Annotated in this window: 15 protein-coding genes; 1 reads left to right on the top strand and 14 read right to left on the bottom strand. The window is 40.2% G+C overall.

From position 1 onward, the window contains the following. Window positions 1-88: 88 nt before the first annotated feature. Window positions 89-925 (bottom strand): patatin-like phospholipase family protein, encoded by an 837-nt coding sequence (locus BUF11_RS04190; protein ID WP_073587501.1) that lies wholly within the window; start codon window positions 923-925, stop codon window positions 89-91. 91 nt (window positions 926-1016) lie between these two features. Further along, window positions 1017-1610 carry a hypothetical protein gene (locus BUF11_RS04185; protein ID WP_073587500.1) on the bottom strand — a complete coding sequence of 198 codons (594 nt, stop codon included), beginning with the start codon at window positions 1608-1610 and terminating at the stop codon, window positions 1017-1019. Window positions 1611-2209: 599 nt separating this feature from the next. Here BUF11_RS04185 and glmS point away from each other — a divergent pair. After that, entirely contained in the window at window positions 2210-4042 is a 1833-nt protein-coding gene (gene glmS, locus BUF11_RS04180; RefSeq protein WP_073587499.1) for a glutamine--fructose-6-phosphate transaminase (isomerizing), read from the top strand. Window positions 4043-4146: 104 nt separating this feature from the next. Here glmS and truA read toward each other — a convergent pair whose 3' ends face one another. The 12 genes from truA to ilvD form a co-directional block, all read right to left on the bottom strand. Then, window positions 4147-4893 carry a tRNA pseudouridine(38-40) synthase TruA gene (truA, locus tag BUF11_RS04175; RefSeq protein ID WP_073587498.1) on the bottom strand — a complete coding sequence of 249 codons (747 nt, stop codon included), beginning with the start codon at window positions 4891-4893 and terminating at the stop codon, window positions 4147-4149. Window positions 4894-5117: 224 nt separating this feature from the next. Next, complete coding sequence (locus BUF11_RS04170) at window positions 5118-7223, bottom strand: glutamine synthetase III family protein (RefSeq protein ID WP_073587497.1); 2106 nt, start codon at window positions 7221-7223, stop codon at window positions 5118-5120. A 261-nt stretch (window positions 7224-7484) separates the two neighbouring features. Next, window positions 7485-8303 (bottom strand): mechanosensitive ion channel family protein, encoded by an 819-nt coding sequence (locus BUF11_RS04165; protein ID WP_073587496.1) that lies wholly within the window; start codon window positions 8301-8303, stop codon window positions 7485-7487. Beyond that, window positions 8303-10660: a 1,4-alpha-glucan branching protein GlgB gene (glgB, locus tag BUF11_RS04160; RefSeq protein ID WP_073587495.1), complete on the bottom strand. Its 2358-nt coding sequence runs from the start codon at window positions 10658-10660 to the stop codon at window positions 8303-8305. The genes BUF11_RS04165 and glgB overlap by 1 nt, the downstream gene beginning before the upstream one ends. Before the next feature lie 28 nt (window positions 10661-10688). Beyond that, on the bottom strand, window positions 10689-11339 hold the full coding sequence (locus tag BUF11_RS04155; RefSeq protein WP_073587494.1) for a YesL family protein: 651 nt from the start codon (window positions 11337-11339) through the stop codon (window positions 10689-10691). Between the two features lie 36 nt (window positions 11340-11375). After that, entirely contained in the window at window positions 11376-12308 is a 933-nt protein-coding gene (manA, locus tag BUF11_RS04150; RefSeq protein WP_073587493.1) for a mannose-6-phosphate isomerase, class I, read from the bottom strand. A gap of 146 nt (window positions 12309-12454) precedes the next feature. Further along, entirely contained in the window at window positions 12455-14683 is a 2229-nt protein-coding gene (locus tag BUF11_RS04145) for a YcdB/YcdC domain-containing protein (protein WP_073587492.1), read from the bottom strand. A 94-nt stretch (window positions 14684-14777) separates the two neighbouring features. Further along, complete coding sequence (locus BUF11_RS04140) at window positions 14778-16013, bottom strand: DUF1015 domain-containing protein (protein WP_073587491.1); 1236 nt, start codon at window positions 16011-16013, stop codon at window positions 14778-14780. 128 nt (window positions 16014-16141) lie between these two features. Continuing rightward, window positions 16142-17311 (bottom strand): phosphoglycerate dehydrogenase, encoded by a 1170-nt coding sequence (locus tag BUF11_RS04135; protein ID WP_073587490.1) that lies wholly within the window; start codon window positions 17309-17311, stop codon window positions 16142-16144. Window positions 17312-17327: 16 nt separating this feature from the next. After that, the gene (gene serC, locus BUF11_RS04130; RefSeq protein WP_073587489.1) at window positions 17328-18413 is read right to left on the bottom strand and encodes a 3-phosphoserine/phosphohydroxythreonine transaminase; all 1086 of its coding nucleotides are present in this window, start codon (window positions 18411-18413) and stop codon (window positions 17328-17330) included. Between the two features lie 126 nt (window positions 18414-18539). Continuing rightward, the gene (gene ilvB / locus BUF11_RS04125) at window positions 18540-20219 is read right to left on the bottom strand and encodes a biosynthetic-type acetolactate synthase large subunit (RefSeq protein WP_073587488.1); all 1680 of its coding nucleotides are present in this window, start codon (window positions 20217-20219) and stop codon (window positions 18540-18542) included. 33 nt (window positions 20220-20252) lie between these two features. Then, window positions 20253-21926, bottom strand: coding sequence for a dihydroxy-acid dehydratase (gene ilvD, locus BUF11_RS04120; RefSeq protein ID WP_073587487.1), 1674 nt, complete (start codon window positions 21924-21926; stop codon window positions 20253-20255). Between the last annotated feature and the right edge of the window lie 132 nt (window positions 21927-22058).

Below are 22058 nucleotides of genomic sequence, written 5' to 3'. Positions count from 1 at the left end.
AAGTCTTTTGACATACCCTATGTATTTGTAGAATGTCCGCAAAGATAAATCTCTGCATTACCGGCATTATTCCAGGTGTGCCAGGATTTTAAACAAGGAGTTTCTTAATCTCATCTATGTGATTCATAGCCATATCATAGCCATGTTTATAATTTCTTTCAAGAGCCGCCAAATCTTTCTCCATACTTTCAACCGTATATTCCGGCCTTAGGATTACTGCCTTTCCTTCTCTTTCAAGTTCCTCGCAAAATGCTACGGTTTCATTATACATATCAGGTCTGTTCCTTATTACTTCAACCATCGCAGGATACTTATTGCGAAGCAAACGCATGGCTAACTTACTGTCTCTTCCAAGGGTTCTACGGTATCCCTTCGGACGGGTCAGTACAATCAGATTCTTTTCATTGCCATCTTCTATGGCTTTCCGTATAGGAATGGAATCTGCCAGTCCTCCGTCATAGTACATACCGCCTTTCCAATTAATTGCAGGAAAAAATAACGGCATGGCACAGGTTGCCTGAAGTATCGTACATCTTTTGTCGGTATCCATAGCATTAAGATATTCTGCTTTACCGGTTTCTGCATTAGTTACACCTACTAATGCCTTGCCCTCATATTTAAAAAACGTATCCCAATCAAAGGGGAAAAGTTTATTGGGCACTTCATCATATACAAAATCCAGTCCAAAAAGGCTTCGGCATTTTATTAAATTCCTGGTGCTGATATAACGCTTGTCTTTTCTGCAATTTAAAAGCACCTCAAGATTTCTTCCTTTTTGCTTTGATATGTAAGAAACCCCAAAACTAATACCGGCAGACACACCAATGCAATAGGGAAACATAATTTCTTTTTCCAACAGTGCATCCATAACACCCGCACTGAAAATCGGACGGAAGGTTCCGCCTTCGAATATGATTCCAGCCATAATAGTCACTCCTTTACTACAAGCATAGAAAATATTATAGCAGATACCAAAGGAATTGGCAACGTACGGATTGTTTACCCTCGACTATTTCTTATGCTTTTATATAATCCAGCTGTAAAAGTTTTTTACAATCTGGCAGTTCTCTTTCATCTGCAATGTTTAATTCATAGTGAATCTGAAACATAGCTTTTGTTAATTCGTAAAGAGTAATGGGATGAGATACATCCTCTGACCCGTCAAATACAAAGCTTTCATCCGTATTAATTTGCAGGATACAGGATATATATTCCGGCTTGACCTGCTCCACTACTTTCAAAAAACAATTAAGCCCGATGTATTCTAAAAGCAAATCAGCTACCAGCAAGCGGGCCTCTGGCAGTTCACTTACATTTTGAGTAAGATCAATATGAAGGGGTTCAAAAATTCCGGATAGATTCTTATATCTTTCCAGGCATAAGGCAAGATAATTGCTGTTGATATCCACCCCATAGACTTTTTCAAACTTGTCGGGGTTAATGTGATTTAAACCATTTACTTCGGCAATTCCCAAAATCATTGCCGTTTTCACATCATATTTATTAATCTGGCTGTCCATCATCTCATTTAATGCCTGTAACCCGCAGACGGATGCATGACACATATGATTTTCATAATCCGGTAAGTCAATAGTAAGCCATGGGTTCATCGTTCTCTCTCCTTTTTAATCTGAAATACAATAAAACACTTCATTTTATGAGTGTAATAAATCTTAATATTATATTCATGTACCCGGAATATTATTCCAATTATTCTTATAAAAAGATACTCTGTATTTCTATTTGCCTTCTTATTTATTGCGCTTATAAGTTGACTTGTATTCTTTAAGATGATAATATATATTGGTAACTTTCAGAAAACCTGACTATAGTGCTTTGTGCACAGAAGGGAGCAAAGAGCATATATTAAACTATACCGTAACCATAGACCGGACCGGCCCAGGGTCCGCCCAACAGAAATGTTTAAATTAGCGCCATGTACCTCTTTGGGCAATATATAGAGGTTAACGAGGTAGGGAGTCAGCGAAATATTCGGCGGATGCTCTCTCATAGGCTTGGATGTGTGAATTGCTGAAAAACCTCCGGGTAACCGGAACACAACAGCGGCAATACCAAGATAATTGAATTAAGAGACCTGCAAACTGTTCTAACCATCAGGCTATATTTATGCCCGTTTGTTTCAGTTTAGTTTCTGTGTTTCTGCGAATTCATAATTAGAACATTGAAAACAGAATAAAGGAGAATTATTATGTGTGGAATTATTGGCTTTACAGGTTACACGGAGGCAAAAAAGGTTCTGATTGACGGTCTTACCGCCCTGGAATACAGAGGCTATGACAGCGCAGGTATTGCATTTTATGAAGGTGGAAGCATCAATACCATTAAGACCACCGGAAAGGTAGCTGCTCTCACTGATAAGATAGCTGCTCTAAACACATCTGCAGAGGATACTGGGAGTACTTGCGGTATCGGGCATACCCGATGGGCAACCCACGGAGGCGTTACAGATACCAATGCCCATCCTCATACTGCCGGAAAAGTTACTCTAATCCATAATGGGATTATTGAAAATTATAGAGAATTGGAAATCCGTCTGAAAGAAGAAGGAAGGATTCCCATCTCTCAGACAGATACTGAAATTGCTGCGCTTCTGCTTGACAGCCTCTATGAAGGCGATGCTTTAAAAGCCATCAAACAGGCCGTTGAATTGATAGAAGGTGCATACGCTTTTTGTATACTTTTTGCCGATCAGCCGGAAGTAATCTACAGCCTTAGAAACAGCAGTCCTCTCGTTGCCTGCCATGCAAAAGAAGGTTCCATCATTGCATCCGATATGGTTGCTCTGATCGATTATTCCAAGGATTATTTTGTTGTACCAGAGATGCATGTAGTAATCTTAAAAAAGGATAAGATTATTCTTACAGACCTTGACGGTAATCTTGTCTGCCCGAGGATACTTCATGTTAATTGGGATATGACGGCTGCCAAGAAGGGCGGATATCCTCACTTTATGTTAAAGGAAATCCATGAACAGCCTGATTCTCTGCGCAATACTATCCTGCCAAGAATTCAGAATAAGCTTCCGGATTTTACGGCGGATGCTATTCCCGATTCTCTTTTTGACGGTATTACAAGAATTGTTATTACCGCCTGCGGAACAGCCATGCATGCCGGCCTTATCGGAAGGGTTATGCTAGAGAAGCTTCTTCGTCTGCCTGTTACTGTTGAGGTTGCTTCTGAATTCCGTTACCAGGACCCTATTATAGATAAAAATACTCTCGTTATTACCATATCACAATCCGGTGAAACGGCAGATACTCTGGCTGCTCTTAAGCTTTCCAGGGAACGGGGGGCTTCCACTCTTTCTATCGTCAATGTAAAAGGCTCTTCCATTGCCAGAGAAAGTGATTATGTGCTCTATACCCATGCTGGCCCGGAAATTGCCGTTGCCAGCACAAAAGCATATACGGCACAATTAGCCTGCCTGTATCTTCTTGCCTTCCGGTTTGCCTATGCTACAGGCAAGTTGGAAAAAGAAGCCTGCATGGAAGAAATGCAGCAGCTTTTAAATGTTATCCCAGCCTTGGAAGAAACTCTCTCACAGGATAAGATAATAGAAGAAATCAGCAGACAGCTGAAAGAAAAAGAGGACCTCTTCTTTATCGGCAGAGGTCTTGACTATGCCCTCTCCTGCGAAGGATCTATTAAATTAAAGGAAATCAGCTACATTCATTCGGAGGCCTATGCTGCCGGTGAATTAAAACACGGTACCCTCTCCCTTGTAACAGAAGGTGTCCCTGTGGTAGCACTGGCTACCCAGCAAAAGGTATATGCCAAGATGATTTCCAATATCCGCGAAGTCAAAGCAAGAGATGCTTTCGTGATACTAATTACTATAAGCGGTCAAAAAGCAGAACCTTCCATTTATGATTATCATATTGTTCTGCCGGAAATTAAGGATGAGTATGCGCCTTTCCTGGCTGCTGTCATATTACAGCTTTTGGCCTATTACACCTCCCTTCACAGGGGGCTTAATGTAGACCAGCCAAGAAATCTTGCTAAATCTGTTACCGTAGAATAATTCATAAGGTATAAAAAATATTAAATTAAGGGGCAGAGCCTGTTTTTATGGCTTCTGCCCCTGTCTGTATTATCTTCATTCACTATCTATGACCAAAATGGAAATCATTCATACTTCACATCCATCAGAAAAAGTCCTTTTGCCTCTGCCGTTTCCCCTGCCTTACTTCTGTCACCGCTTGCCAGTATCTCTTCCATATATTCAGGTGCCATGTTTCCTTCGCCTATTTCTATCAGGGTGCCTGCGATAATCCTCACCATATTTGGCCAGAAATCATCTGCTTCCAATATAATATCAATTGAATTAATCCCTGTCTTGATTTCAATATTTTTCATTCTCCGAACAGTCGATTTTTTCATTCTTTTATTATCAGAAAATGCTTTGAAATCATGCTCGCCAATTAGACTTTGTGCTGCTTTTTTCATAAGAGATACATCCAGCTTATGGAAGCAATAGTAATTATATTTTCTCTCAAAAACCGAAGGTACTTCTCCTGTGGTTATCTTATAGACATATTGAAAACCCTTTGCATTAAAACTGCTGTGAAAGCGCTCCGGTACCTCAAGAGCTTCCATCACTGCAATATCTCTGGGAAGATAACGGTTAAGATAATGTTTAATTTCATAAGTCTTCAAATCGGTATTTGTTTTAAAATTGGCAATTTGTCCATATGCATGAACGCCTGCTTCTGTTCTGGCAGCACCAGTAAGCTCAACCACTTCCTCTTCCATCTTATTTAAGACAGCTTCTACTTTATCCTGAATAGTGATACTCTTATTACTTCCTGGCTGCTTTTGCCATCCGTCGTACCGGGAACCATCATATTCCAGTACCAGTTTAATGTTTCTCATCTATTGTACAATCCCTTTCTTAACTTTCTTTTGCGATATATGGGAAGTATACTTAAGCATTAAACGCCCCATTCGCTATTCCATTATTATATAATAAAATAGAAATGTAAATAGCAAAATTAATATATTCAAAAAAGACTGCCAATCTATGCAGATACAGCAGTCTTTCTTTTATATCGGAATTACTCCATTAACTCATCTTATGTTCTGAAATAAGCTTAAAATTATACCTCAAATAATAAATCTCCATAAGTAGGTACCGGCCAAATTTCCTTGTCTACAATTAATTCCAGCGCATCAATGGGCTTTCTCAATTCGTCCATTATCGGGAATACAGACTTTTTAAAGAATACAGCCTGTTCCTGACCTTCTTTTTCAGCTGCTTCTGCAACAGCTGCCTGAAGCTTATCAAGGGATGCTTTTGCTGTTGCAAGTAAAGAGGAAGTTTCTTTTAACAGGCCTTCCTGTACAGAAACGTCTACACTGGGAACAGCGGCTTTAATGGTATTGATAGAGCCGGCAAGACCTGAAGCATACTTAATAGCCGCAGGAATGAAGAGCTTGTTTGCCATCTCAATCATTGTCTTAGCTTCAATGTTTATGGTCTTTGAATAAGCTTCAAATTCAATTTCTGCACGGGAATGAAGTTCCACTTCTGACAGAACATTGAATTTGCTGAATATCTTGATCGCTCTTTCAGAGGTCATAGCAGGAATAGCTTCTACAAGAGATCTTAAATTCGGCAGTCCTCTTCTTTCTGCTTCCTCAACCCATTCATCTGAATATCCGTTTCCATTGAAAATAATTCTCTGATGTTCAGTTAAAGTCTTCTTGATTAAATCATGTACAGCTATATCAAAATCTTCTGCACCTTCCAATTCATCTGCAAATTCGCATAATGCATCAGCAACGATTGTATTTAAGGTAGTGTTAGGACCTGCAATAGACATAGAAGATCCAACCATTCTGAATTCGAATTTGTTTCCTGTAAAAGCAAAGGGTGATGTACGGTTTCTATCTGTTGCATCCTTCTTTAATTCGGGAAGTGTGTGAACACCGATATTTAACTTACCGCCCTGCTTGCTGCTCTTAGCATCGCCTGTTTCAACAAGCTGCTTCACAACATCCTCTAACTGCTCTCCAAGGAAGATAGAGATAATGGCCGGGGGAGCTTCGTTTGCACCTAATCTGTGATCATTTCCTGCATTGGAAGCGGAAAGACGAAGAAGATCAGCATTCTCATCCACAGCCTTAATAACAGCAGTAAGGACTAAAAGGAACTGAATGTTCTCATGAGGTGTTTTACCGGGGTCTAACAGGTTCTTTCCGGTATCTGTTACGATAGACCAGTTGTCATGCTTACCGGAACCGTTAACGCCTGCGAAAGGCTTCTCATGAAGCAGGCAAACAAGACCATGACGGTTAGCAACCTTCTTCATGATTTCCATTACTAACTGATTGTGGTCAGTTGCAATATTTGCCGTAGAATAAATAGGAGCTAATTCATGCTGTGCAGGAGCAACTTCATTGTGCTGTGTCTTAGCTAAGATACCAAGCTTCCAGCACTCTTCATTTACTTCCTTCATGAAAGATGCAATTCTTTCCTTTAAGCTTCCGAAATAGTGATCTTCCATTTCCTGACCCTTAGGAGGCTGCGCACCAAATAAGGTACGTCCGGTAAAGATCAAGTCTTCTCTCTTTAAGTACTTTGCTTTGTCTATAATGAAATATTCCTGTTCCGGACCAACAGAACAGGATACAGATTTTACTTCATCATGTCCGAATAATTTAAGAATACGAACAGCCTGGTCACTGATTGCTTCCATAGAACGAAGAAGAGGTGTTTTCTTATCAAGAGCTTCTCCTGTGTAGGAACAAAAAGCAGTAGGGATGCAAAGGGTAACACCGGCGGCATCTTCTCTTAAAAATGCAGGTGAAGTACAATCCCATGCTGTATAGCCTCTTGCTTCAAAAGTTGCTCTTAAACCGCCGGAAGGAAATGAAGAAGCATCCGGTTCACCTTTTATTAATTCTTTGCCGGAAAATTCAAGGATTATTTTACCGTCGGAGGTAGGATTGATAAAGGAATCATGTTTTTCAGCAGTAATACCTGTCATCGGTTGAAACCAATGGGTATAGTGAGTTGCTCCTCTTTCGATTGCCCAGTCCTTCATAGCATTTGCAACTATATCAGCTATCTCAGGATCTAATTCTTCTCCGTTTTTAATTGTCTTCTTTAAAGCGGCAAAAACTTTTTTGGGTAAACGTTCTGTCATAGTGGCTTCGTTAAAAACATCAGCGCCAAAGATTTCAGTCAATTTCTCTGCCATAAAAAAACTCCTTCCACACATTTATATTTTATTTTGATGAATTTATTTCGGATACAAGTAAATAGATTTCATACCTGTATAAAAAAAGCGTCCCCAAAAAAAACATGGGAACGTCTTTGCTCCGGCTTAAATTTTGCCTACAGATAAAATACCACTTTTTTATAAAAAAGAAAAGCATTTTTTAAAAATCTTTTTCATACCTTATTTTATTAATCAAATGGCTTATTTTACTTTACTTTATTAACTTTCCCTCTAAAATGCCTACATTTTAATCTGATTTTCTTCAAATTCTTTTTTTACGCTTTCCAGCAGCTTGGATTTTGCTGCCGTATAATCTTCTGTTTTGACCCATACCCTCACACTTAAGCTGACAGTTCCTGCATCGAAACTGCTTACAAAGATAGAATTTGCTGTCTCTTTTATTATATTATCATTTTGCTTAATAATTCCATCTAAAATATTTTTTACCCTGTCAATATTTTCAGAAGAAGAAACCGCTATGGTAATATCAAGTCTTCTTTCTTTTTCATTGGATATATTTATAATACTGGAATTTGATAACGCTCCATTTGGCATAACGACCAAACGGTTATCTGCTGTAAGCATCTTCGTGTAAAAAATATCAATGGAAATTACCGTTCCCTCGTTAGTGGTGTAGATAATGCAGTCTCCCACCTTAAAAGGGCGCAGCAAAAGGATAATTATTCCGCCGGCCAAGTTAGAGAGTCCTCCCTGCAATGCCAAACCGATACTTAAGCCGGCTGATCCCAATACTGCAACAAGGCTTGCATCTTTTACACTGAATATTTGAACCAATATAATCCAGATAAGTATTATATAAAAGATTGCACGCATGAAAGCCAGCAGAAAACCTTTCGCGCCGGCTTCCATCTTTCCTCTGTTAAAGGCACGCTCAACCATATCAAGAAGCATCTTTATAACCTTTTTCCCGATAAAGTAAACAAGAAGAGTTATCAGGATTTTAATAATCAGTGTAAAGCCATTGTCAATAACACTCTTTCCTATATCACTTAAAGAGTGCAGGATAATCTCTTTTGCTGATTCAAGGATATGCTCCATTAGTTATGTTTCCTCCCTTTTCCCCTTGGTGCTTCTTTCGAAGCTCCTTTTGGAGTTTCTTTTGTTGTGATTTCTTTCACAGTTTCCTTTTTAGTTTCATTGGTAACTTCTTTTGCGGCTTTCTTAGCAGTTTTCTTTTCTGTTACCGTATTGACCGGTGTACAGGAAAAGATAGTGATTCCTAAAGGCGGTACGGTAATTGCCAGGGAATCTTCTCTGCCGTCTGCGCCTGTCTGCTTGGAAGTCTTTATCCTTTTATTGCAGTATCCTTTTCCGCCAAAGCGTTCATAATCACTGTTAAATATTTCTTTATATTTTCCGGGAAAAGGTACTCCTATCAAAAAGTTCTCATAAACAACCGGTGTAAAGTTACATACAACGAGAAGTGTGTCCCTTACATTTTCCGTTTTTCTTATAAATACCACAATACTATGGTCGGCATCCAGACAGCTTATCCATTCGAAGCCTTTTTCTTCAAAATCCAAAGTATAAAGGGCAGGATTTTTTTGATAGAAATTATTAAGCTCTTTTACATATAAATTCAGGGAAGCATTCCGCTCCTCCTTTAACAGATTCCAGTCAATTTCCTTCTTTTCATCCCATTCACTGTACTGTGCAAAATCCTGTCCCATAAATAACAGCTTTTTACCGGGGTGGCACATCATAAAACCATAGGCGATTCTTAGATTTGAAAATTTATCCTCCAGATTTCCCGGCATCTTTTGTATCATGGAACCCTTCCCATGCACTACTTCATCATGGGAAAGTACAAGAATGAATTTCTCGCTGTAGGCATATACCATGCTAAAGGTCAATTCCCCGTGGCGTCCCTTTCGAAAGAGCGGATCAACCTTCATGTAATTAGTAAAATCATTCATCCAGCCCATATTCCATTTAAGGTCAAATCCCATGCCTCCCTCTTCCAGGGAACCGGTAACTTTCGGCCAGGACGTTGATTCTTCGGCAATCAGCATGACTCCGTCTTTTCGCTTCTTTGCAATGGAGTTCAAATGCTTTAACATGTCCATTGCTTCCAAATTCTCTCTTCCGCCATACTTATTGGCAACCCATTCACCGGCGTTTTTGCCGTAATCCAGGTAAAGCATAGAAGCAACCGCATCCATACGCATTCCGTCAATATGATATTTATCTATCCAAAACAGTGCATTAGCAATCAGAAATAATGAAACCTGGGGTCTGCCATAATTATATATTAATGTCCCCCAGTGAGGATGGGAACCCTGCCTTGGGTCCAAATGCTCATACAGACAGGTGCCATCAAAAGAAGCAAGTCCAAAACTATCTTTAGGAAAATGGGCAGGCACCCAGTCTAAAATAACTCCAATACCCTTCTGATGCAGAAAATCCACAAAATACATAAAATCTTCCGGTGCTCCATACCTGGCAGTCGGCGAATAATATCCCGTCACCTGATACCCCCATGAGCCGTCATAGGGATGCTCCATAACCGGCATCAGCTCTACATGGGTATAACCCATTTCCATTACATAATCACTGATCATGGGAGCAAGCTCCCTGTAATTATAGAATTCTCTTTCTTCTGTGCCAGGCTTTTTAAAGGAGCCAAGGTGCAGTTCATAGATATTTACAGGTTCTTTTTTATAGTCCTTTGACTTTCTGGTATTCAGCCAGTCGTTATCTTCCCATTGATAGTGGCTTAAGTCACAGACAACAGAAGCATTATTGGGGCGCAGTTCAGAACGGTTTGCATAAGGATCTGCCTTTAATACAACCATCCCGCCCTTTACCTTTATTTCATATTTATAAATATCACCTTCCGTAAGCTCCGGAATAAATAGTTCAAAAACACCGGAGTCTTTCAGCCTGTTCATAGGATGTCTTCTGCCATCCCAGAGATTGAAATCTCCGACTACGCTTACTCTTACGGCATTAGGAGCCCATACGGCAAAATGTACGCCCTTTACTCCGTTTATTTCCATAGGATGGGCACCAAGTTTATCATATATGTTATAATGTATACCATCTGAGAATTTACTTAAATCCTTATCAGTCAATATCTGATTATAGGAGTATGGATCCTTTATTTCCCGGGTTATTCCATTATCATAGGTAACAACCAATGTGTAGTCCGATATCCGTTTAAGCTTCGGTATCAGCACAGCGAAGAAATCTTCCTCTTCCTTCGTCATGAAATACTCTTTCTCTTGTTTGTATAATTTGACCTTTATTTCTCTTGCAGTAGGTATATAGGTTTGTATCAGCAGTCCTTCCTCTACCAGATGAGGTCCCAAAATATTATGTGGATGGTCCTCTTCCGAGTAAACGATAGCCTCAATTCCTGCCCAGTCCATTAATCCATATAGAATATCTTCCATATTGCCTCCTCCGCTCCCAATTATATTCTTATTCTAAATACCACTCATCAACGCCGCCTTTTTCTTCTTCGTCAGCCTTTGGCGGCATGTATTTCTTCAATATGCGTTCCATAAGAAAAGATATCAGCAAGGCACAAAGTGCCGGTGTAAACAATATGGGAATCCAGATCAGATAAACAAGCAAAGCAAAAAAAGCAATGATAATAACCATTAATATGGTACTTGGCAGATGCCTTATAGACATAAAGAACGCTGTCTTGAATAATTGCCCAAGTTTTGTTTTAAATCTTGATAAAATAGGAAAGATATAGATACTTACAAACAGCAATAATACCATTAAGGCTGTAAATATCGTAAACAATACTACGCCCAGGTTGCCATGAAGCCTTTTTGCATAATTCCAGTCCACAATAAGAATGACTGTCATCAGCATAACAATAAGACCGGTTACAAGTCCTTGTTTGAAATTCATTTTAAATGCCTTGAAATATTCTTTGGAAACATATCCGCGGTCCCTGCGCAGGGACTTGGCTGTTGCATAATACAAGGCTGTTAATGCGGGCCCTATGGTAACGATAGGGATACAGGTTATGAGAAATATAATACTTAAAAAGAAGGCATCTACAATCTTATTCAATCCGGTAAAAAACGGATTATCCAGGTTAAAAATACTACTCATTAGTTCTCTCCTTACATGTAAAAAATATAATAATCATTATATATGGGATGAAATACATTCAATATTTCCCTCTAAAATATAGCTGCCAAAACCGGAAGGAACGATCAGGTGATCGCCTTTTTTTATTTTCACCCCATCCAGACAGCCTTCTCCTGCTATTACACTTAGAATAGTAAACGGTTCCGTCTGTTCCAGCTCCGTACTGCCATTTACCTTTATCTTTTCTACTGTATAGAATTCACAGCTTACCAGTGTCTCTATCTCTCCTGCCTTAATGTCCCTTTTTTTTCTTAAGGGTTCTGCAAGTTTCTGCGGGCAGGTGATTACATCAATACTCTTATCAATGTGAAGTTCTCTGGGTTTACCGTTTTGCAGTCTTCCATAATCATAAAGCCTGTAAGTGATGTCACTGTTTTGCTGGGTTTCCAATATTACAGTTCCCGCCTTAATGGCATGGACTGTTCCCGGTACGATCTGAAAAAAATCACCTTTTTTTATAGGAAGTACGCGGATCAAGTCGTCCCACTTATTGTTATGGATCATAGAAGCTAACTCTTCCTTGCTGTTTGCATTATGCCCAATAACGATTTTTCCATCCTCTTCGCAGTTAAGGATATACCAACATTCGGTCTTTCCCAGGGAACCGTTTTCGTGTTCTCTTGCATAAACATCGTCCGGATGAACCTGTATGCTCAAATCCTGCTTGGCATCTATAATCTTTATTAAAAGCGGAAATACTTCGCCCTCCACGTTACCGAAAAGCTCTCTGTGATTGGCCCACAGGCTGCTTAATGTCTCTCCCTGGTATTCCCCTGATTTTATCCTGCAATCTCCATTTGTATGGGCACTGACAGCCCAGCATTCTCCCGTACTGTCACTGGGAATCTCATAACCGAAGTCTGTCCTTAGCCGGTCGCCTCCCCATATCATCTCTTTAAAAACAGGTTCTAAAAATAATATATCTTGCATAGCTGCCTCCTAATTAAATGTATAAGCCTATATTTATATTACCACAAATAGCCTGCTTAAAAAAGTGAAAATTATCTAAAGTAACATAAAAGAGCCTTAAGAGAAAAAATCCTCCTAAGGCTCTGCTGATAAAGACTGGTTTTGTCTTATTCCTGTGTGTTTAACATCGCAGCAATCAAATCTGCCGTATCCTGGCGGGTAAGATTGTCTCCCGAATGTAACTGGCTGTTGTTATTAGGCAATAACAGCTTCAGTCCATAAGCAATTGCGGCATATCCTAAATCAGACTGGCTGATAGAAGACTGGTCAGTAACGTTCATAGAATAAATGCCGGTTATTTTAGCTGCTTTTTCAAGCCCTAATACCTGAATAGCATATTTTGCAGCGTCTATACGGCTAACAGTATTGCCAGTTAATTTGTATTTGGAAGAATCAGCATAAAATCCTGCTTTTTGGATAAAGTCTTTCAGTTCATCTGACGTAACTGCCTGTGCAGGCTTAAAAAGTCCTCCTTCAAAGCCAATACCCATATTGGCAAGAAGCTTTATATTTCTGGCAGAAGAATTGCCTTCAATATCCGTATAACTGTAAAGAGTTGTTTGTTTTACATATTCTTTGCCATCATAATCAAGCTGTTTTCCGGTAAATGGAGAAATAAAATCCGGTGAAATATCGGTACGGTATACAAGGCGTACCAAAGGAGTCTGTGTATAGGAAGCGTCTGTCTTTGTATCAGAAACGCTGTTCTTATAATAAATTTCATATACCAAACGGTAACCTTCGTTTGCTATATAATATCCAAAGGCCTTATCTGCTGAAATAACATTGGTAGGAGCCTCAAAAGTCACCTTTGAATCCCAGCTGTAACCAAAGGAATAAATCTTACCGGTTACACCGTCTACAGCACCGCTGATATTATTTGCAGCATAAGAAATACCTTCGTTAACTCTTTGATAATTATAAGAATAACCGCCGTATACCGGCTTGCTGTCTTTGTATGCGATAACATAATCATCGGAAGTACCGGTATAGGTTGAACTCTTAAAATATTCCGGTATCTGCTCTTTTAAGAAGCTTTCCAGAATACCCTTTCCCTGCTTGGAGGTATATTTAACCTTAGGGGTTTCCCAATTTCCTGTTTTGGAGTTATAGTAGTTGTTTGTAGAGGAGTAATAGCCAATAATTTTACCGGTTTTAGCATCAACTGTCGCACTGGCATAGGCACGGTAACTATCCTTTGTGCTATCCTTTATTTCTCTGGGGTCTGAAAAATTAATATTCCATATATAACCGGAATTGCCGTCTGCATAGTTGTTCTTATAAAGATTGGCGGAGACAGAGGTCATATTCTTATCAAAGAGCAGTTTGGTATTGCTTTTAACTGCCTGGATGGCATCATTCTTTGTAATAAGGCCCTTTATATTATCAACTTCTGCGGACTCCTGGGGAGTAAGCCCGCTGGCTTTAAGCGCCATGCTCTTGGCCCCGGAATCCTTGGCAGTTTCTGCGGCTCCATTTAAATTATACCAAATACTTTGGGTGTCATACAGCTTACCTGTTATGGCATCAACAGCCAGATAAGATTTGTCAGGGCTGTATACAAGAAATGCTTTGGTATTATTTTTATTGCCGTTATCGCTGTTATAAATAGCATAAGCGCTTTGATAAGAAAGGGTCATCTTAATATTCTTTCCAATCGTGGCAGCCGCATCTTCCTTGGATATTTTAACTGTGGAAGAAGGGATTGTAACATCATAAAGCCAGTTGGCATTATACGAGGTCACATCGCCGGTTTGATAATTTACGCTGACGCTGACAGAATTATCAGGCATAGGAATCCCGTTTTCAACTCTCTGGTATTGGTACGTATAAGTACCGCTATAAGGAGAGGCGGAAGAGGTTTCAAGATATTGAAGCTTACCGGAAATATCCGGTGCAATACCCTTAATAAAAGCATCTGCCTTATCTTTTAATTCTCCCTGAAGGTATACAGGCTTATAATTTTGGTTCGTATAATAATTATAACTGGATATATGCCCCTTGGAATCAGAGTTAACATAGATATTCTTGCTTCCGTCTTTACTGGACCATGTAAAGTTCCAGGTATTATCCGAATACGGGTTGCCAGAGTAATAATTATAAGAAAATTCGGACAACTCTGAAGGGATGGTTATTTTACCTTTCACAGTATTAATCATATTTTCCAGATCTTCGGACGATGCAGAAGAACTTGCCTGCTCCTTTGCTGCTATTGTCTGAACTGAATTTTTTGCCAAATAAGAATCTGCATCTGCCTTTAGTAAAAAGGGTGAGGGCAAAGCACTAACTACAAGGGCACCGCTTAAGACTACGGCCCCGATTTTCTTTGTTATCATAAAATTCCTCCTTTACTGTATTTTTAAACTATTTCCTTATTCAACCATTAGACGATGCAAATTATGGAATGGTTCCATGATTTTTAAACTTTTTTTATATGCGGTGAATAAACAGCCCGCTCCTTAACTTTGGCTCAAACCAGGTGGATTTCGGCGGCATTAATTTTCCCTGGTCCGATACGGCCATCAGCTCATTGATACTGGTAGGATACATGGAAAAAGCAACTGCCATATCCTCCTTCACCCTGCGTTCCAGTTCACCAAGTCCTCTGATACCTCCCACGAAATCAATTTTTTTATCGCTTCTAGGGTCTTTGATTCCAAGCACCGGCTCCAGAAGATTGTCCTGCAGCAAGGATACATCAAGACCTGCTACCGGATCTTCTTTTTTATACTCTTCCTTTATTATAAGCTTATACCATCCTGTTTGCAGATACATTCCATATGCACCTTTTTTCTCCGGCTGATAAGCACTCTCTCCAAGGAAGGTAACATCAAAGCACTCTTTGACCTTTTCTAAAAATTCTTCCTGTGTATATCCTTTTAAATCTTCCACAACCCGGTTGTAAGGCAGAATCAAAAGTTCTTCACAAGGAAAAAATACGGACAGAAAGAAGTTGAATTCTTCCCTGCCGGTATAATCAGGATGCTCCTCTCTGCGCTTTAACCCCACCTTTACAGCCGAAGCTGCCCTGTGATGTCCGTCAGCTATATATATGGAAGGAACCTTTTCAAATTCTTCCTTTATTTTTGTGATTGTTTCTTCCTCCGCTATCTTCCAGACATTATGGACAATGCCATCCGGTGATGTGAAACCATAAAGCTTCCTTGTTTCTTTATAGCTTTTTATAATATCCGTTATGTTCACAGAATCACGGTAGGTAAGAAATATTGGTCCTGTCTGGGCATTGCAGATATCAATGTGGTTGATTCTGTCCAGTTCTTTATCCGTTCTGGTATTTTCATGGCGTTTAATGATACCGTTGTTATAGTCGTCAAGAGAGGCACAGGCCACAAGCCCGGTCTGGCTTCTCCCCTCCATAATTAATTCATAAATATAGAAGCACTCCTTTTCTTCTTTCATAAACTGCCCTTTTGATATCATATCCTCCAGCAATTCTTTTGCTTTTTCATATACTGCACTATCATAGGCAGATATATTATCTGAAAGCTTTGTTTCTGCTCTGTCAATCTGCAAAAAAGACAAAGGTTCCCTCCTAACCTCCTCTTTTGCTTCTTCTCTATTGTAAACATCATAAGGCAGTGCTGCAATTCTTTCTGCCAATTCTGCAGCCGGTCTTACTGCACAAAAGGGCTTAATCTTTGCCATATTTTCTTCTCCTTTCGCCTAGAGCGCATAAGTCTGATGAAAAAGGGGCTGTTGCACTTAGAATGAACTTTGTCCTCCGTTCACTATAATTATGCAACAGTCCCGTCTTTTATAAATTGATATTTATATTAAGATAAGGTTCTAACTTTTAATACGCCGTTTATTGCTTTTAATTTATCCGCAATACCGTTACTAACACCGCCTTCTATATCAATAACGGTATAAGCATAATCTCCTTTACTCTTATTGAGAAGGTTTGCGATGTTGATATTTTCTGCGGAGAATACTCCGGTAAACTGTGTCAGCATATTGGGGATATTCTTATGATTAATTGTTACTCTGGTTCCCCCTGTAAAAGTACCGGCATCACAGTCAGGATAATTTACGGAATTTTTAATAATTCCGTGCTCTATATAATCTTTTATCTGCTTTACTGCCATCACTGCACAGTTATCTTCGGATTCTTCCGTAGAAGCACCAAGATGGGGAATTGCAATAACACCTTTCATACCTGCGGTTTTCTCATTGGGGAAATCCGTCACATAAGCTGCAACCTTTCCGGACTTTAAGGCTTCTTCCATATCCTCATCATTTACCAGAAGGTCTCTTGCAAAATTAAGGATTACCACGCCGTCCTTACATTTTGAAAGAGTTTCTTTATTGATCATCTTCTTGGTATCCTCCAGCAAAGGCACATGAAGACTGATATAATCGCATTCTTTGTAGATATCTTCTTTGGATTTTACCGATATAATATCACGGGATAAATTCCAGGCATGTTCAACAGAAATGTAAGGGTCACAGCCGTATACTTCCATACCCAGACGGTTTGCTGCATTGGCTGCCAATACACCAATAGCTCCGAGACCGATTACGCCAAGTTTCTTTCCCTGTATTTCTTTGCCGGCGAATTTAGATTTCCCTTTCTCCACCAGCTTTGCTACGTCTTTCTCTTCTTTTATAGTTTGCACCCAATTAATGCCGCCTACGATATTTCTGGAAGCAAGCATTAATCCAGCTATAACAAGCTCCTTTACACCGTTGGCATTGGCTCCGGGGGTATTAAATACTACGATTCCGTCAGAAGCACACTTATCCAGGGGAATATTATTGACACCGGCTCCAGCTCTTGCAATAGCGCTGATGTTTTCAGGCAATTCCATTTCCAGCATAGAAGCACTTCTTACCAATACCGCATCTGCTTCTTTTATATCATCTGTTTTTGTATATTCTTCAGAAAAAAGGCCAAGCCCCACCTGGGCAATCGGATTCAGACAACTATATTTATACTTTGACATAAGCGCTCCTTTATAACTATTTTAAATTTTTAGCTTCAAATTCCTTCATAAATTCAACCAGCTTCTCAACACCTGCAATGGGCATTGCGTTGTAAATGCTTGCGCGCATACCGCCCACGGTTCTGTGGCCTTTTAGGTTCTCAAAGCCTGCTGCTTTCGCTTCTTTTACGAATTTGGCATCCAGTTCTTCATCTCCCGTAACAAAAGGAACATTCATAAGAGAACGGTCTTCTTTCACAACAGTGCCCTTAAACAGCTTGCTTTCATCCAAATAATTATAAAGTACAGCTGCCTTCTTCTCATTGATTTCTTTCATAGCTTCCAGTCCGCCAAGCTTCTTCAGCCACTTAAATACCTTTCCGCAGATATAAATACCATAAGCAGGAGGTGTGTTGTAAAGAGAACCGTTGTCAGCATGAATCTTATATTTGAACATGGTAGGAGTTCCCGGTAAGGTATCCTCTGTAATCAGGTCTTCTCTGATAATAACAATTGCAACACCGGCAGGTCCCACATTCTTTTGTACTCCACCGTATAATAATCCATATTTCGTCACATCCACCGGCTCTGACAGAAAACAGGAGGATATGTCAGCTACCAAAGTTTTTCCCTTGGTATTGGGAAGTGTTTTGAATTTTGTTCCATATATAGTATTATTTTCACAAATGTAAACATAGTCGGCATTTTCACTGATAGGAAGGTCGGAGCAATCAGGTATGTAAGAGAAGGTTTTATCTTCGGAAGACGCTATCTTATTAGCAGTTCCATATATTTTTGCTTCCTGATATGCTTTTTTTGCCCACTGTCCTGTAACAATAAAATCTGCCACCCTGTTTTTCATCAGGTTCATTGGAATCATCGCAAACTGTGAGGATGCACCACCCTGTAAAAAGAGTACCTTATAGTTATCCGGAATGTTCATCAACTCTCTTAAATCAGCTTCAGCTTCATTTAAGATGTTTTCATAAACCTTGGATCTATGACTCATCTCCATTACAGACATTCCGCTGCCTTTGTAATCCAACATCTCCTCTGCTGCTTCTTTTAGTACTTCCTCCGGCAATACGGCCGGGCCTGCTGAAAAGTTATAAATTCTTGCCACTTATATATCCTCCTTATATTTTCAGTCAGAGCACAGAAGTCCAGGCTCCGTTGCCCTGCTGTTTTTTACGCTTGACCACTTTAATCCATTACATTATAAAACTTAGTTAAAATTTAGTCAATATTTTTATTTTGCTTTAAAGTCTTCTTCCGTAAATACCTCTTCAATCGCTGCTCCCGGAGCCACCATAGGCCATACTTTATCATCACTTTCCAGAATGCAGTCGATTACAACGGGTATATTGATACGGAGGGCTTCTTTTAATACTTCTTCTGCTTCTTCCACTTTCGTAATCCGGTATGCCTTTGCTCCCATAGCCTCAGCTACCTTTACAAAATCCACGCAGTCATTTAAGGTTGTATAGGAATATCGTTCCCCGTAGAATAATGACTGCCACTGCCTTACCATTCCAAGAACATGATTATTAAAGATAATCTGTATAATTGGTATGTTATATCTGGTGGCGGTTGCAATTTCGTTCATATTCATACGAAAGCACCCGTCCCCTGCAATATTTATAACTGTTTTGTCGGGGTTTGCTACCTTCGCACCGATACAGGCACCAAGACCGTAGCCCATTGTGCCAAGTCCTCCGGAAGTGATAAAGGTTCTTGGTTTTTTATAATTAAAATACTGGGCTGACCACATCTGATGCTGGCCAACCTCCGTTGTTATAATTGCATCTCCGCCTGTAAGCTCATAAAGCTTTCTTAAGATAAAAGGCCCCGTAAGTCCTCTTTCATGATATTTTAACGGATATTTTTCCTTCATATCCATCACATGGGCAATCCAATCTCCATGCTTTTGTTCTTCCAGTTTATCATTAAAAGCCTTAAGGACTTCTTTGATATCTCCGATAACGGCATGATTGACCAGAATATTTTTGTTGATTTCCGCCGCATCAATATCAATCTGAAGTATCCTGGCATTTTTAGCAAAGCGTGCCGTGTTCCCGGTTACCCTGTCGCTGAACCGTGAGCCAACCGTTATTAAGAGATCACATTCTGTAACGCTGAAATTTGCCGTCTTCGTGCCATGCATCCCAAGCATACCGGTATAATATGGATCATCCCCGCTGAATGCTCCCTTTCCCATCAGGGTATCCGTTACCGGAGCATCTACTCTTTTTACAAACTCCCGTACCTCTTCCCAGGCGTCGGATATAACTGCTCCGCCTCCGATAAAGATAACCGGTTTTTTGGCTTCTTCTATCATCTGGATCCCGGTTGCAAGATCCTCGCTGCTAAAGGTATCCTTAACACGCTCAATCATCGGAGGGATTACCTTTGTATATTCCGTTTTATTGCCAGTAACATCCTTTGCAATATCTACAAGAACCGGTCCCGGTCTTCCGGTTTGTGCAATGAGAAAAGCCCTTCTTATGGTATCTGCCAATTGGGCTACGTCTTTTACAATGAAATTATGTTTGGTAACGGGCATTGTAATACCTGCTATATCAACCTCCTGAAAGCTGTCCTTTCCTAAGAGGTTAACAGCCACATTCCCTGTGATTGCTACCATTGGTACGGAATCCATATAAGCTGTTGCAATACCTGTTACAAGATTTGTAGCACCTGGTCCGCTGGTTGCCAAGCATACGCCTACTTTTCCGGTGGATCTGGCATAGCCGTCCGCTGCATGGGAGGCTCCCTGTTCATGGGAGGTTAATATATGCCGTATCTCATCCTGATGTCTGTATAATTCATCGTAGATGTTTAGAACAGCACCGCCCGGATATCCGAAAATAGTATCCACTCCCTGCTCCTTTAAACATTCTACTAAAATCTGTGATCCTGTTAACTGCATCTTTGCACCTCTCTTTAAGCTTTTTGTATAATTTTAGAATTTATCCGGCACCTCCAATATGGCACCCTTACTGGCTGATGTTACTAAAGCAGAATACCTTGCCAGATATCCTGTTGTGATTTTAGGCTGTTTGGGCTGCCATTTCTCCCTGCGCTCATTAAGCTCTTCTTCTGAAAGGGCAACATTTAACAAATTCTTTGTAATATCAATCTGTATGATATCTCCCTCTTCTAATAGGGCAATATTTCCTCCTACAGCAGCTTCCGGGCAGACATGCCCAATACAGGCTCCTCTGGAAGCTCCCGAAAATCTTCCGTCTGTTATCAATGCTACGCTGGAACCAAGTCCCATTCCCATAATAGCTGAGGTTGGATTGAGCATCTCTCTCATACCCGGTCCGCCCTTCGGTCCTTCATAACGGATAACCACTACATCTCCGGGATTGATTTTTCCTCTCTTTATGGCATCTATCGCATCATCCTCACAGTCAAATACTCTTGCCGGTCCTTCATGCTTTAACATCTCTGGCGCCACCGCAGACCTTTTTACCACTGCGGAATCCGTAGCAAGATTTCCCTTTAAGATTGCAATTCCGCCTGTTTGACTATATGGATCCTCTATGCTTCTTATGATATTGGTGTCCAAATTTTTGCAGCCTTCTATGTTTTCACCGACTGTCTTGCCGGTAACTGTAATCAATTCGGTATGGATAAGTCCTTTTTTATTCAGTTCATTCATTACTGCATATACACCGCCGGCTTCATTCAAATCTTCCATATATGCATGCCCTGCCGGTGCCAGATGACATAGGTTCGGAGTCCTTGCACTGATTTTATTGGCAATTTCAAGATTTAAATCCACTCCGGCCTCGTGGGCAATCGCAGGCAGGTGGAGCATACTGTTAGTGGAACAGCCAAGAGCCATATCCACTGTCAGAGCGTTCATAAAAGCTTCTTTTACCATGATATCTCTGGGCCTTATATTTCTTTCCAGAAGTTCCATGATTTTCATGCCGGCATGCTTTGCCAGACGTATTCTCTCTGAATAAACAGCAGGGATAGTTCCGTTCCCTTTTAACCCCATTCCAAGTACTTCTGTAAGACAATTCATACTGTTTGCCGTATACATACCGGAGCAGGAGCCTGCCGTAGGACATACCTTACAGGCATATTCTTCCACTTCATCTTCCGTCATATTTCCGGCAGTATAAGCACCTACTGCCTCAAACATACTGGAAAGGCTTGTTTTCTCACCTTTCACTCTTCCGGCAAGCATAGGTCCTCCGCTTACAAAAATGGCAGGCACATTCACTCTTGCTGCCGCCATCAAAAGACCCGGAACATTTTTATCACAATTCGGCACCATTACCAGTGCATCAAAGGCATGTGCCATTGCCATAGCTTCCGTGGAATCTGCGATCAAATCTCTGGTAACAAGTGAGTATTTCATCCCTGTATGTCCCATAGAAATTCCGTCACATACAGCAATAGCAGGAAATACAATCGGTGTACCGCCTGCCATGGCAACTCCCATCTTTACGGCATCCACAATCTTGTCAAGGTTCATATGTCCTGGTACAATCTCATTATAGGAACTGACAATTCCAATAATCGGCCTGTCCAGTTCCTCCCTGGTAATGCCAAGGGCATTAAAGAGGGATCTATGGGGAGCTTGTTGAATTCCTGTTTTCACTGAATCACTTTTCATAGCAATACCACCTTTACCTTTATTTTGACTTATTAACGCTGGAATGTATAAAATTACGATGTTTCCGTATATAATAACTTAATTTATATAAAAAATCAATATTAAATTCTTTGTTATCAAAACTTTTCCCAT

The sequence above is a fragment of the Anaerocolumna xylanovorans DSM 12503 genome (genome assembly GCF_900143645.1).
GTDB lineage: Bacteria > Bacillota > Clostridia > Lachnospirales > Lachnospiraceae > Anaerocolumna > Anaerocolumna xylanovorans.
This window is presented reverse-complemented; position numbering and strand designations above follow the sequence as displayed.

Excerpts from the sequence above, each read along its gene's own strand:
- BUF11_RS04190 (WP_073587501.1), bottom strand. The coding sequence starts at position 925 with ATGGCTGGAATCATATTCGAAGGCGGAACCTTCCGTCCGATTTTCAGT.
- BUF11_RS04185 (WP_073587500.1), bottom strand. The coding sequence starts at position 1,610 with ATGAACCCATGGCTTACTATTGACTTACCGGATTATGAAAATCATATG.
- glmS (WP_073587499.1), top strand. The coding sequence starts at position 2,210 with ATGTGTGGAATTATTGGCTTTACAGGTTACACGGAGGCAAAAAAGGTT.
- truA (WP_073587498.1), bottom strand. The coding sequence starts at position 4,893 with ATGAGAAACATTAAACTGGTACTGGAATATGATGGTTCCCGGTACGAC.
- BUF11_RS04170 (WP_073587497.1), bottom strand. The coding sequence starts at position 7,223 with ATGGCAGAGAAATTGACTGAAATCTTTGGCGCTGATGTTTTTAACGAA.
- BUF11_RS04165 (WP_073587496.1), bottom strand. The coding sequence starts at position 8,303 with ATGGAGCATATCCTTGAATCAGCAAAAGAGATTATCCTGCACTCTTTA.
- glgB (WP_073587495.1), bottom strand. The coding sequence starts at position 10,660 with ATGGAAGATATTCTATATGGATTAATGGACTGGGCAGGAATTGAGGCT.
- BUF11_RS04155 (WP_073587494.1), bottom strand. The coding sequence starts at position 11,339 with ATGAGTAGTATTTTTAACCTGGATAATCCGTTTTTTACCGGATTGAAT.
- manA (WP_073587493.1), bottom strand. The coding sequence starts at position 12,308 with ATGCAAGATATATTATTTTTAGAACCTGTTTTTAAAGAGATGATATGG.
- BUF11_RS04145 (WP_073587492.1), bottom strand. The coding sequence starts at position 14,683 with ATGATAACAAAGAAAATCGGGGCCGTAGTCTTAAGCGGTGCCCTTGTA.
- BUF11_RS04140 (WP_073587491.1), bottom strand. The coding sequence starts at position 16,013 with ATGGCAAAGATTAAGCCCTTTTGTGCAGTAAGACCGGCTGCAGAATTG.
- BUF11_RS04135 (WP_073587490.1), bottom strand. The coding sequence starts at position 17,311 with ATGTCAAAGTATAAATATAGTTGTCTGAATCCGATTGCCCAGGTGGGG.
- ilvB (WP_073587488.1), bottom strand. The coding sequence starts at position 20,219 with ATGCAGTTAACAGGATCACAGATTTTAGTAGAATGTTTAAAGGAGCAG.
- ilvD (WP_073587487.1), bottom strand. The coding sequence starts at position 21,926 with ATGAAAAGTGATTCAGTGAAAACAGGAATTCAACAAGCTCCCCATAGA.